Annotated in this window: 13 protein-coding genes; 5 read left to right on the forward strand and 8 right to left on the reverse strand. The window is 44.4% G+C overall.

What is annotated here, in order from left to right; all coding sequences use genetic code 11:
* Nucleotides 1–266 precede the first annotated feature (266 nt).
* On the forward strand, nucleotides 267–920 hold the full coding sequence (locus OC23_RS03640; RefSeq protein ID WP_038342875.1) for a hypothetical protein: 654 nt from the start codon (nucleotides 267–269) through the stop codon (nucleotides 918–920).
* 211 nt (nucleotides 921–1131) lie between these two features.
* Nucleotides 1132–2847: a proline--tRNA ligase gene (locus tag OC23_RS03645; protein ID WP_038342876.1), complete on the forward strand. Its 1716-nt coding sequence runs from the start codon at nucleotides 1132–1134 to the stop codon at nucleotides 2845–2847.
* Between the two features lie 56 nt (nucleotides 2848–2903).
* Here OC23_RS03645 and OC23_RS03650 read toward each other — a convergent pair whose 3' ends face one another.
* From OC23_RS03650 to OC23_RS03675, 6 genes are all read right to left on the reverse strand, one after another.
* Nucleotides 2904–3239, reverse strand: coding sequence for a YegP family protein (locus tag OC23_RS03650; RefSeq protein WP_038342877.1), 336 nt, complete (start codon nucleotides 3237–3239; stop codon nucleotides 2904–2906).
* A gap of 162 nt (nucleotides 3240–3401) precedes the next feature.
* Nucleotides 3402–5075, reverse strand: coding sequence for an AMP-binding protein (locus tag OC23_RS03655; RefSeq protein ID WP_038342878.1), 1674 nt, complete (start codon nucleotides 5073–5075; stop codon nucleotides 3402–3404).
* Nucleotides 5076–5392: 317 nt separating this feature from the next.
* Nucleotides 5393–5737, reverse strand: coding sequence for a zinc ribbon domain-containing protein YjdM (locus OC23_RS03660; RefSeq protein ID WP_038342880.1), 345 nt, complete (start codon nucleotides 5735–5737; stop codon nucleotides 5393–5395).
* Between the two features lie 52 nt (nucleotides 5738–5789).
* On the reverse strand, nucleotides 5790–6146 hold the full coding sequence (locus tag OC23_RS03665; RefSeq protein WP_038342882.1) for a DUF488 domain-containing protein: 357 nt from the start codon (nucleotides 6144–6146) through the stop codon (nucleotides 5790–5792).
* A 22-nt stretch (nucleotides 6147–6168) separates the two neighbouring features.
* A complete protein-coding gene (locus OC23_RS03670) occupies nucleotides 6169–6507 on the reverse strand; it encodes a DUF2004 domain-containing protein (protein ID WP_038342883.1) in 339 nt (112 codons plus the stop codon).
* A gap of 76 nt (nucleotides 6508–6583) precedes the next feature.
* Nucleotides 6584–7030 (reverse strand): SRPBCC family protein, encoded by a 447-nt coding sequence (locus OC23_RS03675; protein ID WP_038342886.1) that lies wholly within the window; start codon nucleotides 7028–7030, stop codon nucleotides 6584–6586.
* Nucleotides 7031–7217: 187 nt separating this feature from the next.
* On the opposite strand from OC23_RS03675, the gene OC23_RS03680 reads away from it, so the two are divergent.
* The 3 genes from OC23_RS03680 to OC23_RS03690 all read left to right on the forward strand — a co-directional run bounded on the left by OC23_RS03680 (nucleotide 7218) and on the right by OC23_RS03690 (nucleotide 9867).
* On the forward strand, nucleotides 7218–7940 hold the full coding sequence (locus tag OC23_RS03680; protein ID WP_038342888.1) for a YgfZ/GcvT domain-containing protein: 723 nt from the start codon (nucleotides 7218–7220) through the stop codon (nucleotides 7938–7940).
* A gap of 157 nt (nucleotides 7941–8097) precedes the next feature.
* Nucleotides 8098–8820, forward strand: a complete 723-nt coding sequence (locus tag OC23_RS03685) for a DsbC family protein (RefSeq protein ID WP_038342889.1) — start codon at nucleotides 8098–8100, stop codon at nucleotides 8818–8820.
* 246 nt (nucleotides 8821–9066) lie between these two features.
* Nucleotides 9067–9867 carry a tetratricopeptide repeat protein gene (locus OC23_RS03690; protein ID WP_038342924.1) on the forward strand — a complete coding sequence of 267 codons (801 nt, stop codon included), beginning with the start codon at nucleotides 9067–9069 and terminating at the stop codon, nucleotides 9865–9867.
* Nucleotides 9868–9911: 44 nt separating this feature from the next.
* On the opposite strand, the gene OC23_RS03695 is transcribed toward OC23_RS03690, so the two are convergent.
* Together OC23_RS03695 and OC23_RS03700 are read right to left on the reverse strand one after the other, a co-directional pair.
* Nucleotides 9912–12041, reverse strand: coding sequence for a TonB-dependent receptor (locus OC23_RS03695; protein ID WP_038342891.1), 2130 nt, complete (start codon nucleotides 12039–12041; stop codon nucleotides 9912–9914).
* Between the two features lie 133 nt (nucleotides 12042–12174).
* Nucleotides 12175–12741, reverse strand: coding sequence for a DNA-3-methyladenine glycosylase (locus OC23_RS03700; RefSeq protein WP_038342892.1), 567 nt, complete (start codon nucleotides 12739–12741; stop codon nucleotides 12175–12177).
* Nucleotides 12742–12805 lie beyond the last annotated feature (64 nt).

Consider the following 12805-nt stretch of genomic DNA (forward strand, 5'->3'; position numbering starts at 1 on the left):
CCAATACTCAATACAAATTATGGTTGGTTTAATTTGTTTTATACAGATCAGTTGATATTTTTAACATATCTTTACTTGCATTATCAATGAAGTTTTTTGAACCAAACTATCAGTTTTGCTAAACAATCCTCATCAGTTCACACTTTTAATTAAATTCCTAATTTTTTTGCTTGGCAAGTATTTTTAAATGCTTAAATTAGCTCTAATATACAACTGATTATTATTTAAAAATAAGTGATTTATTTAACTTTTTTTCGGGGAATGTAATGTCTGGTTCGTTAAAGTACGGTTTCCGCGCGGGTCACTTTACAACGATTACCCGTACTTGCATCTGCTCATTTTTCCTCCTGATTGCAACCAGCCATTCCTGTCTGGCGGCAGCGGAACAGCCCAAGGCCATCTGGTATCGCTATTATGACAAAAACGGCGTGGCCAATGTCAGTACCTCGGTTAGCCCTGAACACATCCGTCATGGTTATGAAGCCCTTGACCGCAATATGCAGGTGATCAGGCGCAACCGAGCCTATAATGCCGCCGCCGATATCCAGCAATCAGCGCAACGTGAATCTGTTGCCCGTCGTCGTGAACAGGACCTGAGACTGAAACGTGCCTATGGCAATCCACAGATCGCAACCGCAAAACGTGATCAGGTTCTGGCAAATTTAAAAAAACAGCTCAATTACCAGCAGGAACAATTACAGCAACTGCAAAAAGACAAGATTGGCTTTAAACGACAGGAAATGGAATATCACCGGAAAGGGGAAATGCCACCTGCCCAGCTAAAAAACAATCTGGAAAACAATAGCCAGAATATAGAAAACATAAAGAAAACGGTTGAAAGCTTACGTAATGCCTATCATAAAACCGAAACGGAATATGCCGATATCATTACCCGGCTCAAAGCGCTAGAACAGCGCTAGGCCAAGACAAATCAAGGGATACATGCCAGATTGAGCTTGCCGTACCAGACAGACTGAGCCGACATTTTGATTATTTCGCTGCATTGCTCGCGTTAATACTGCGCCAAACTGAATGATTCATGTCATAATGCCTGCAGCTCAAAGCGAGCCTATTATTTTTGCTCCTTGTTGGGGCAGCTTTTAAATAACACTTAACTTTAGGACAGTTTCCATGCGCGCAAGCCGCTTTTTATTTGCAACGTTAAGAGAAACCCCAAATGATGCTGAGGTCATTTCACACCAGCTCATGCTACGTGCGGGGATGATTCGTAAACTCGCTTCTGGCTTATACTCTTGGTTGCCCATGGGAACGCGCGTTTTAAAGAAAGTAGATGCCATTGTCCGTGAAGAAATGAACCGTTCAGGTGCATTAGAAGTCTTCATGCCGGTGACACAACCTGCGGCATTGTGGGAAGAGTCTGGCCGTTTTGAGCAATACGGCCCGGAGCTGTTACGTTTTAAAGATCGCCATGATAATCCGTTCGTTCTTGGCCCAACCCACGAAGAAGTGATTACCGATCTGGCACGCAACGAGCTAAAAAGCTATAAACAGTTACCACTGAATTTCTACCAGATCCAGACCAAGTTCCGTGACGAAATTCGTCCACGTTTCGGGGTAATGCGCTCGCGTGAATTCATCATGAAAGATGCATATTCATTCCATACCGATCAGGCGTCATTGCAAGAAACCTATGACGTGATGTATGACACCTATAGCCGTATCTTTACCCGTCTAGGACTGGATTTCCGTCCGGTACAGGCAGATACCGGTTCAATCGGTGGTTCAGCTTCACATGAGTTCCATGTACTGGCAGCTAGCGGTGAAGATGATATCGCGTTCTCGACCGAATCGGATTATGCAGCCAATGTTGAAATGGCAGAAGCCGTTCTGGTAGGCGAACGTGCAGCACCGGCCCAAGCCTATACCCTGGTTGACACCCCGAACCAGAAAACCATTGCAGATGTCTGCCAGTTCCTGAATGCTGACGCAAAACAGTCAGTCAAAGCCCTACTGGTACAAGGTCCAGCCGACGAAAAAGGTAATAGCCCTGTGGTTGCCCTGTTCTTGCGCGGTGACCATGAGCTGAATGACATTAAAGCTGAAAAACATCCGTTAATTGCAGCACCTTTAACTTTTGCAACTGAAGCACAGTTACAGCAATATGGCTTGACTGCAGGCTTCTGTGGCCCTCAGGGTCTGGTTGAAAAAGGCCTGACCGTGATTGTGGACCGTGCAGCTTCTGTCTTGTCTGATTTTGTAGCTGGTGCCAATGAAGTGGACAAACATGCCACCGGGGTCAACTGGGACCGTGATGCCAAATACACAGAAGTTTACGACCTGCGTAATGTGGTTGAAGGCGATCCATCTCCAGATGGTAAAGGCACCTTGCAAATCAAACGCGGGATCGAAGTCGGCCATATCTTCCAGCTGGGAACCAAATATTCAGAAGCTCTCAACTGTAAAGTACTCGGTGAAGATGGCAAGCCATTGACCGTGACCATGGGTTGTTATGGCATTGGTGTAACCCGTGTGGTGGCAGCAGCCATTGAACAGAACTTTGATGACAAGGGCATTATCTGGCCACAAGCAATTGCGCCATTTGAAGTCGCGATTGTACCGATGAATGCGCATAAGTCACCACGTACACTTGAAGCAGCTGAAGCCCTGTATGCAGAGTTACAGGCACAAGGTTATGACGTACTGCTCGACGACCGTAATGAACGTCCGGGGGTAAAATTCTCTGATCTCGAACTGATGGGAATTCCACATCGTATCGTGATTGGTGAAAAAGGTCTCGATGCCGGTACTTTCGAGTACAAGGGCCGTCGCGATGCTGAAGCAAGTAATCTGAATAAAGATGAACTCTTGGCAAAGCTGGCTCGTTAAGCCAAGCCGTTAATGCAAAAAAGCCGTTTCATTGAAACGGCTTTTTTATTGATGAATCAAACTGTTAAATCTTTTACGGTTTCTGATGGGCCATTATTTTTAACCGATTCAATGCCCTTGTCTCGTGACTGCTCACTTGCATACAGCTGACTGCTGCCAATAACCTGATGGTTAGCGGCCTTTAAGTTGAAATAAGGCTTGTCATTTTTTGATGTCAGACGCTCATAACGGGCCTCGTCAGGGCTATTCTTCTGTACAGAGGCAATCCCGTTCAATGCCGCTGCCTTGGTTTTATATAATTCACTATTTAAAATTGGCTCACCATTACCTGCTTTGAGTACAAAACGGTATTGGCCATCGCTTGCCAGACTTACTTCGAACCATCCTGCCATAAGGACCTCTATTTATTGGAGTTGCATTTTGATTGTTATCCTCATCCAATATAGATCAGCAATTGCTGTTTAAGAAGATTAAATTTTGTTCGTTTTTGGTAATCTACTTTATCACTTGGTGTTTTTGCTCAAGTCCAAGTCATCACCTCTAGCCCGTCCCTTTTATTGCGTTTCTTTTAAATGCCTGCGTAAGATTTTGCCAATATTTGACTTAGGCAGCTCACTTACAAACTCGATATATTTGGGGCATTTATAGGCTGTCAGATTGGCTTTGGCATATGTAAAAACCTCCTCTTCAGTGAGAGAATCTTCTTTTCTGACAATAAAGACTTTCGGCACCTCTCCTGATTTTTCATCTTTTATACCAATTGCCGCAACCTCCAGCACTTTTGCGTATTGGGCAATCACCTCTTCAATTTCGCGAGGATAGACATTAAATCCCGAGACCACAATCATGTCTTTTTTCCGGTCAATCAGTTCCAGATAGCCCCGTTCATCCATGATGCCAATATCACCTGAACGGAAAAGCTGGTTCGCAGTCATGACCTGTGCCGTCTCTTCGGTTTTCTGCCAATAACCTTGCATGACTTGCGGGCCACGAATGGCAACTTCACCCGCCTGCCCATAAGGCAGCTCCCTGCCCTGCTCATCAATAATAACCACATCGGTTAAAGGTACCGGAATACCAACTTTGCCACTGAAAGAGCGTTGTCCTTTGGGGTTAAAGGTCGCCAATGGGCCGGTTTCAGAAAGGCCATAGACCTCACAGATAATGTTACCTGTCAGCTTGCGCCATAAATCGGCGGTTGCGTGCAAGGTAGGCATGCCACCACTTACCGCTAGCCTAAAACCGGAAAAATCGAGGGTCTGGAACTCCGGCTGATTGGCCAAGGTATTAAACAGGGTATTTACCCCCGGGAACACCTGTGGAGAATAGCGTTTCCATGTCTCCAGTACATAATCAATCTCACGTGGATTGAGGATTAAGACCACAGTCTGCCCTGAATAGAGGCTGTACAGGATACTAAATGAAAATGCGAATATATGATAAAAAGGCAACAGGCATAAAATTCGGCTACTGCCACCTTGTGCAGACAATACCAGATTTGGAGAAAAGGCCGCATCCATTTGCAAGATATTAATAAACAGGTTTCCATGGGCCAGTATGGTGCCTTTCGACAAGCCTGTGGTGCCACCGGTATATTGTAATAGGGCAATATTATGTAACCCCAGTTCCGGCCGCTTATAACTGTCCGGATGAGCCTCATCCATAATACTCTTAAAATGAGCCACGTTTTCTATAAATACATGTTCTTCCGCTTTGTTTTGCTGTAACTGGGGATATTTAAACAAGGTGTCTGCAGACAACAGGTCTGAAACCGAAGTGCGGATCATGGTCTTGATCTGGGTTTCGGCTGCAATGGTCTGAAACGTAGCAATTGCCTCTTCAATAATAATCAGTACTTCAGCCCCGGCATCATTTAACTGATATTTCAGCTCACGGGCGGTATAGTTCGGATTGACATTGACCGCAATATAACCGGAACGGAGAATTGCACATGCAACAACCGGATATTGCAGGACATTCGGCAGCATGATCGCAATACGCGTTTGCTTAGGCAGATGTAACTGTTGTAAATAGCTTGCAAAGCGCAGGCTCAGTTCGTCCAGTTGTTGATAGGTCAGGGTCTGCTCATAAGAAATAAAAGCCGGGGCCTGGCTATATTGCCGAAAAGATTGCTCAAGCAGTTCAAGCAACGACTCATGTGGCGCAGGTAACTGCAGTTGAGCAGGAATATTATATTTCTGGTATTCATTATCCCAAGGATGGCTCATTTTCATTTATAAGATCTATTTATTAGGGGAAATTGCCAGTATAAATTTTTATATTCAAATAAAGTGACGGCTTATGTAAAAAACTGTGAATTGTATTGAGCTCGATAAATCGTCAGCTCAAGCAGATGATTCGGCTTGCGGCATTGAATCGACGTTGTTTTCATTAAGGAATTTACAGTTGATAAAAAATGCGCCTGCATGTGGAGGATTGCCGGGTACCACCAGCTGGGCTGTTTAAAGGCAAAAGCAAGATAGGATTGTATTGACAGCATTTTAATCAAAAGGGAGCATTGAACTGCTCCCTCAGATGAGCCTGATTAGGCTTTTTTGACAAATTCAGATTTCAGTTTCATGGCACCGACACCGTCAATCTTGCAGTCAATATTGTGGCCATCGCTGGCATCTGGCACTAAACGGATGCTTTTGACTTTTGTCCCGACTTTGACCACAGAAGATGAGCCCTTGATTTTCAAATCCTTAACAACCGTGACGCTATCCCCATCGGCAAGCACATTGCCATTTGCATCTTTAATGATGTCTTGTACTTCAGCAGCAGGAGTTTCCCCTTCTTTCCACTCATGTGAACACTCCGGGCAAATTAACAAATCGCCATCTTGATAAGTATATTCTGATTGGCATTGTGGGCAATTTGGAAAAGACATAAAAAAATCTCAAAAAGGCTATTATGCGTGATAGCCGCTTTTTTTCAAAATTTTAAGGCTGAATTGCCTTTCCCAGTAAATAATTTTTCAATACCAGTGCATGGTTTAACCCAGGGTCGCAGGCTGCATAAAGCAGCGTTAACGGCCCTTGTTGCGCCATCTGTCTTAATTGCCCGACATGCGGATTATGCTCAAGTTCCCGATAGTACTCCTCCTGAAAACTTAACCAGTGCTCGGCCTGATGGCAAAAAGCCTCCCTTAAGGCCGTGGATGGTGCGATTTCTTTTAGCCACAAGTCCAGATGAGCCCGTTGTTTTGACATCCCTCTCGGCCACAACCGGTCAACCAGTACGCGCTGACCATCCGTTGCTGCTACAGGATCATAAACACGTTTAATTGCAATCAACATTTTCCTCCTGCCGGGCTTGTACTTAGCTTTCCATGGAAATATCAATCACCTGGCCTTGTGCATCAAAGCAAACGCAAATCACATACTGGGTAATCTCGTCGGGCAAAGTAAAATCCAGCATTTCACGGTGATCAATCTCATCACTTTCCCATTGATCGGCCAGCACCAGTAAATCCAGAACCTGCAACGGTTTTGGGACAGCACTTCCAGAGTATTTTTCCCAATAAGCCGGCTCAATCTCTTCAAGATGGTGCTGGATAAACAGCTCCACACTGTCTTCTGCTTGCTGATTTTCTAAGGCTGCCCGCATTGCAACCCGTGCAACCTGCTCTCGTCCTTTAGCAACGGCCTGTTCAGACATTTCATTCCCCAATTTAATCTATTCATCCAGTATTTTTTGTTTTTCTCACTCAACAGATGTTACTTAACCAATATCCCTATTCATCCGGAATATCTGCTTGAACCAGCAAGCCCAGCAAATACAGGGATTCTTGCCACCCCAGATAACAGGCTTCTACGGGTATCACATCAGGAATACCGGCTTGCGTAATATGCACCTCTGTGCCAACCATAACGGCTTTTAATTCAATCGTGACCTGAATATCACCGGGCAAGTCTGGATCATCAAATCTGTCGGTATAACGCAATAAGCGGTTCGGAACTATTTCAGTATAAGTCCCGCCAAATGAATGGCTCCGTCCTGTGGAAAAATTGGTAAATGACATTTTATAGCTTCCGCCTTCCTGCGGGTCCAGATGATGTACTTTTGCAGTAAATCCATGCGGCGGTAGCCATTTGACCAAGGCATCCGGATCAAGAAAGGCTTTAAAAACACGCGCTGGAGGCGCACTCAATACTCGATGAAGTCTGACTGTTCCGCTCATTATTATTCTCCCATCCCGGTTTTATTCTGATTAGTTGGGCCATCATAGCGATTTTTTTCGCAAAGACCATGTCCCTGATCGCCCATTTGAGCACGATTATCGACAATCTAAAGCTGCTTTTTTGTGAAAAATGGCGCAAAATAACAGTCCATATTTTAGTGATCAGAATGCAGCTTAGGATTGATCTATGAGTCAGCTTGCTTTTACTGCTTTTAATTTAAATGGTGTAGATGCGCAAAAGTTCTTACAAGGCCAGGTCACTGTCCACGTTGAACGTTTACCGGAAAATGAAAGTCGCTATACTGCTATTTGTGATTTAAAAGGACGTATTCATTTTGGTCTATGGATTAAAAAATTAAATCCTGAAAGTTTTGAGTTAGTCACCACGCAAGACCAAGCTGAAGAATTTGCCAAGCATATTAAAAAGTTTGGTGCTTTTTCCAAAATGAAACTGGAAGAAACAGGTCTGGTTTTCCCAACCGTGAATGGTATTCAAACCGGGTTTTCTTCAACAGAAACAGACATCCATACCTGGCAAATTCAGGCAATTCAATCTGGGCAGGCCTGGATTAGCCAGAGTACCGAACACCTGTTCCAGCCACAAGAACTACGCCTGCATCAACGTGATGGCGTGCATTTCGACAAAGGCTGTTACTTAGGTCAGGAAATCGTGGCACGTCTCTGGTTTAAGGCAAAACCTAAACACTGGTTACACCTGATTCAGGCTCAAGCAGATGTGCCAGCGCCTGCCACCCAGCTGAGCAAGGATGTGGAGGTGGTCAATAGCATCGCGTTTGAAGAGGGTTATCTGGCACTTGTGATTGCCAAACCTGCTGCACTGGCAGAATTGGGCGTGACCGTTCTGGACTTGCCTGAAGCGTTGAATGGTGATGTGGCAAGACCTCAATAATCTCTTAGGTTCTTTCCAATCCTATCGGTATAGCCCTCATCATTGAGGGCTTTTTTCCGGATGCTTAAAAAACAAAGTTGAACAGCATTCTTGTCGAAAGTAAAAATGCGCGTTATTGTGCCTTTATTTTTAACCTAACCGGTTTTCTATGAAAATAATGATCAAGACACTCGCTTCAGCACTCGCCTTCACACTTTTCGGTTCAGCAATTGTGCATGCGGACAGTAAAACACTCGAACAGAACTTTAAAAAAAATTATCCTGAAATTCCGGTCAAATCAGTCACGGCATCCCCTTTACCTGGCATTTATGAAGTTTATGCGGCGGGTAAAATCATCTATACCGATGAAACAGCCAAATATCTTTTTTTCGGTAATTTGCTGGATGTTCAAAACAAAAAGAACCTGACTGAAGATCGTTTGGCACAGTTAAGCAAGATTGATGTTAAGCAACTGCCGCTTGATCAGGCTATTAAATATGTCAAAGGTAAGGGCGAACGCACACTTTATGTGTTTAGTGACCCGGACTGCCCTTATTGCCAGAAGCTCGAACAACACATGACCTCGATTGATAATGTCACTGTTTACCTGTTCCTGCTTCCTCTGAAAAAACTACATCCTCAAGCCGAAGCGGTTGCCAATAAAATCTGGTGCTCAAAAAACCCATATGAAGCGTGGGAAGATTATATGTTGCACCGCAAGGCGCCAAGCAATACAGCGCAATGTAAGACGCCCATACAGAAAAATCTGGCTTTAGCACAAACCCTTCAAATTGATGGCACCCCAACTTTATTCCTGCAAAACGGAATGAGACTTTCAGGTAGTCCGCAAAATGCCGAGCAGCTTGAACAGTTATTACAACAAGCCAGCACACAAAAATAGAAATACCAGCGAGTGGCTTGCTGACGCTTTTACCAAAAGCACTCACAAGCCATTCTTGCAGCTAATAAGATATTTTTTGATGTTTAAATTATTATAAAAACAAAACCCGCTCTTACACGCCCCTAGTCCAGAGATATACAAATTCCTTATTTACATTTTACGGCAAGCTTTTATGATGAGAACAGCATATTGAGTTCTGCGATGCAATGGATGAAAGCAGATCAACATGAGAAAGGAAAAATAAACATGAAAAAATTGCTCATTGCGAGTTTAATTACCCTTGCCAGCCATAGCGCTTTCGCAGCTGACAATAAAACCTCCAGTGATGTGTTTGCAAAAGCCACTCAACTCTACGAAGCAAAAGACTACAATGCCGCCTTTCAGGAAATGCACCGTCTGGCAGATACCGGCAATACTCAAGCGATTTATAACCTCGGTTATATGCATCAAATGGGACAAGGCACAAGTAAAGACGAAAGAAAAGCCTTGCAATACTATCAGGATGCTTCAAACAAAGGCTATGGCAAAGCCAGTTTTACGCTTGCCCAGCTCTATCATACCGGTGATCTGGGTGTCGCAAAAAGCGATCAGAAATATAAAGAATATTTAGATAAGGCTTCAAATCAGGGTTCGGAAGAAGCCATTGTCGAGTCTGCCAATATATTATTCAGACAAGGCAAGCCTGAGTACGACCAGATGGCTGTGCAGAAGCTGTTACCGTTGTTAAGAAAGAACTATTACCCTGCCATGCATTTAAAAGCGATTTATGATTTAAGCCTGGGGGTGAAAAACAAAAATCCTTTTATGCAGCAACAATCGGTAGAAAGCCTTAAGGATTTGGCGAAAAAAGGCTATGCACCTTCGCTTATGGTCTTGGGTAATATGCTGGCCAATGGCGGGATTGTGACACAAAATCTGGAAGAGTCCCGGTCAATTTTCAGTGGTTTGGCCAAACAGAATTATCCGAATGCAAAAGAGTCTTTAGCCAAGGTTGAACAAGCCATTGCAGCAAAAAAAGCAGCTGCTGCTCAGGCTCCTAAGAAATAAATGAATCAGCAGCACTACACCGGGTAAGTGCTGCTGAACATAAGTTAAAATTGCTTGCTTATCTTGATTCCTGCACTCCAGTTACGACCATCGGCAGGTTCAAAGAAGCGGCTGTTGCCTTCATTTACAATCACAGAACCTGCATAGTTTTTATCAAACAGGTTATCTACACGCGCAAAGCCATTGATGCCCCAATCTGCATATTTCCATGTATAACCGGTATACATGGAAGCAACTGTGTAACTTGGCGCTGCATCGCTGTTGATATCATTGACATAGACCTTATCCATGAATTGGGTATCAAGCCCTGCATAGAAGCCTTGTTCAGGTTGCCACGCTACGCCAATAAAGGCTTGATTCTTGGCAATTCCAGGAATTGAATTACCTTCCGGAATTTCTGCAACCTTCCCAGCAGCAGGTATTTTTGAATCAAAAGTTGCATCTAAATATGCATAGCTGGCATTTACAGCCAGATCTCTCCAGAGTTTCTTATTCCATGCAAATTCGATACCTTGACGTAAAGTTTTATCGGCATTGCGGAAGGTTGCTCGCCCGCCCATACTTTCAGCAGCAACGATATCATCCTTGGTTTTAATGTAGAAAGCTGCCAGATTAAAATCGCCTAACACATTTGAAGATTTTAAACCGAGTTCATAATTGTCACTTTTTGATGGTTTCAAATCTAAAGTACTGGCTCCTCCTTGTGCAGGATAAGCCATCTCAGTAAATGTCGGCGTTTCGAAACCTTTGGCATAACTTGCATAAGCCAAGACTTCAGGAGTTACCTGCCAGCTTAAAGCAACCGAAGGTAATAGCTCTTCATACGTCGTCTTACCACTATTATCGCCATTCAACCCTACAATATAGTGATCTTTCGACTTGTAATGAACATTGCTATAACGCATACCTGTATCTAAACGCCATGTTGGCAAAAATTGCCATGATGCCTGTAAATACGGATCGACATTCCATAAGGTATTTCGTTCATCACGGCGTAAAGCGCCTTTTACTCCTTTATCGCCTGCATCATTAAAGTTCTGATAACCTTGACGATCTTCATTCATTGCATCAATTGCTACGCCAGCACTAAACTGGGTATTCGGCAATAAATCTTTCCCGGTCCAGCGGAAGTCAGCCCCATAATAGTCACGTTTAAAATCAATGACGCCACCAGCCTGATATGGCGTTTTCGGATTCTTCTGTACAGTATCCGGAATAGACTGATATTGTGTCACCTGACGCTGCCCAATATAGGTCATTGCATAGAGTTCATTCTGGTCATTCAGGGGTTTTGACCAAGTCAATCCTGTCTGGGTCTGATCAATTTTTTTACGGGCATTGTAATCCAAAACATTTTTGGCAACCTGTTTGGGATTTTTCTCCCAATCAGCCCGGGTTAAACCGCCTGGATCATCTGCATTAATCTTGACATAGTTGGTTACCCAGTTGATTTTACTGCCATCATCCAGATTCCAGCTCAACTTGGCATTGCTTAATACTTTATCGGCGCCACTATGATCACGGAAACCGTCGGTATCAAAATATGAGGAACTGATGATATAGCTCGGTTCATTCTGGTTTTTGGCTCCGCCCTGCAACACGAGACCTGCACGACTCTTATTATGGCTGCCACCGGCATAGCTCATCTCGATCGAGTCTTTTCCCTGCCCCTCACGCGTGGTTGCCAAAATCGCGCCACCAGAAGAGTTTCCATACAGTGAAGAAAATGGCCCCGTCAGCACTTCAAGATGGCTCAAACTCCCCAGATCAATATTTGAGGTTTGACCTTGACCATCCGGCATGGTCGCTGGAATACCATCGGTATATAAGCGGATGCCGCGTACCCCAAAGGTTGAACGTGCACCAAAACCACGCATCGAGAGCTGCAAATCCTGGGCATAATTTTCCCGGTTACGCAACTGGACACTTGGAATGCCTTTTACCACTTCGGTTAAATTGACTTGTGCAGTCTGGTCATTTTTAGGCATTTCAACCCTGAACACAGATGCAGGGGTTTGCATATACGTCGTATCGGTACGTGTTGCTTCAACATGGAGTGTCGGTAATACCGCTACCTCCCGGGTCAGGTCTTCCGCCCAGACAAACGGGCTGGCAGCGCATCCCATACTCATCAAAATACCGTAGTGAAGCCGGTCTAAACGCAATAAGGACATGCTTGTTTCCTATATTAATCTTGTCGTTATGATAACAAAAAGCAGGGGCCTGTTTGGTCAATGAATATACCCTACAAGGCCGTAAAGCCTGAAAACACAACACCTGTTGCCAAAAATTGATCTCCAGAGCAGCTTATCGGCTCAAGGACGGGTGATCTTTCCAGCAATAGCGTTCCGGCCAGTCTTTTGCAGCGCCGGCATAGTCAATGCCAATACGCGGTGTCAGCACCACTTCCGGCTGTGTCGTTGCGGCTTCCACCCACAATCCGGATGCCTCACCCAGACATTGCCCTTTTAATGTCCGGTCAATGCCCAAATAGCGGGTCAGCTTTCCCGGTCCGGCTAACAGTTGATAGTCTTTTCTGGTTAAGGCCGTATTTAAAAATGCGGAACGGATCATGACTCCTTCTGGAACGCCTTCGGTCTGGGTAACAAGATTTAGCATTTCATACATGCCATAAATCAAGTAAACGTAAATCGTCCCTCCAGGACGATACATCACCTCTGTCCGGGCTGTACGTTTATCCTGATAACTGTGACAGGCCTGATCCCTCACCCCAAGATAGGCTTCCGTTTCACTAATGGTACAGCGAATGACCTCGCCATCAGGCTGGCGTCTACATAATACACAGCCAATCAAGTCATACGCGACTGCTGAGGTTTCACGCTGAAACCAGCTTAAAGGTAAAATATCGGGCATAGGAATCTCTGAAATATTACATCGCACACGTTATACTTGATTTATCCAGTATATCTGTTCATTC

This window comes from Acinetobacter sp. A47 (assembly GCF_000805455.1).
Lineage (GTDB): Bacteria > Pseudomonadota > Gammaproteobacteria > Pseudomonadales > Moraxellaceae > Acinetobacter.

What these genes read in the sequence shown, in the direction of transcription:
- OC23_RS03640 (WP_038342875.1), top strand. Translation starts at nt 267, where the DNA reads ATGTCTGGTTCGTTAAAGTACGGTTTCCGCGCGGGTCACTTTACAACG.
- OC23_RS03645 (WP_038342876.1), top strand. Translation starts at nt 1,132, where the DNA reads ATGCGCGCAAGCCGCTTTTTATTTGCAACGTTAAGAGAAACCCCAAAT.
- OC23_RS03650 (WP_038342877.1), bottom strand. Translation starts at nt 3,239, where the DNA reads ATGGCAGGATGGTTCGAAGTAAGTCTGGCAAGCGATGGCCAATACCGT.
- OC23_RS03655 (WP_038342878.1), bottom strand. Translation starts at nt 5,075, where the DNA reads ATGAGCCATCCTTGGGATAATGAATACCAGAAATATAATATTCCTGCT.
- OC23_RS03660 (WP_038342880.1), bottom strand. Translation starts at nt 5,737, where the DNA reads ATGTCTTTTCCAAATTGCCCACAATGCCAATCAGAATATACTTATCAA.
- OC23_RS03665 (WP_038342882.1), bottom strand. Translation starts at nt 6,146, where the DNA reads ATGTTGATTGCAATTAAACGTGTTTATGATCCTGTAGCAGCAACGGAT.
- OC23_RS03670 (WP_038342883.1), bottom strand. Translation starts at nt 6,507, where the DNA reads ATGTCTGAACAGGCCGTTGCTAAAGGACGAGAGCAGGTTGCACGGGTT.
- OC23_RS03675 (WP_038342886.1), bottom strand. Translation starts at nt 7,030, where the DNA reads ATGAGCGGAACAGTCAGACTTCATCGAGTATTGAGTGCGCCTCCAGCG.
- OC23_RS03680 (WP_038342888.1), top strand. Translation starts at nt 7,218, where the DNA reads ATGAGTCAGCTTGCTTTTACTGCTTTTAATTTAAATGGTGTAGATGCG.
- OC23_RS03685 (WP_038342889.1), top strand. Translation starts at nt 8,098, where the DNA reads ATGATCAAGACACTCGCTTCAGCACTCGCCTTCACACTTTTCGGTTCA.
- OC23_RS03690 (WP_038342924.1), top strand. Translation starts at nt 9,067, where the DNA reads ATGAAAAAATTGCTCATTGCGAGTTTAATTACCCTTGCCAGCCATAGC.
- OC23_RS03695 (WP_038342891.1), bottom strand. Translation starts at nt 12,041, where the DNA reads ATGTCCTTATTGCGTTTAGACCGGCTTCACTACGGTATTTTGATGAGT.
- OC23_RS03700 (WP_038342892.1), bottom strand. Translation starts at nt 12,741, where the DNA reads ATGCCCGATATTTTACCTTTAAGCTGGTTTCAGCGTGAAACCTCAGCA.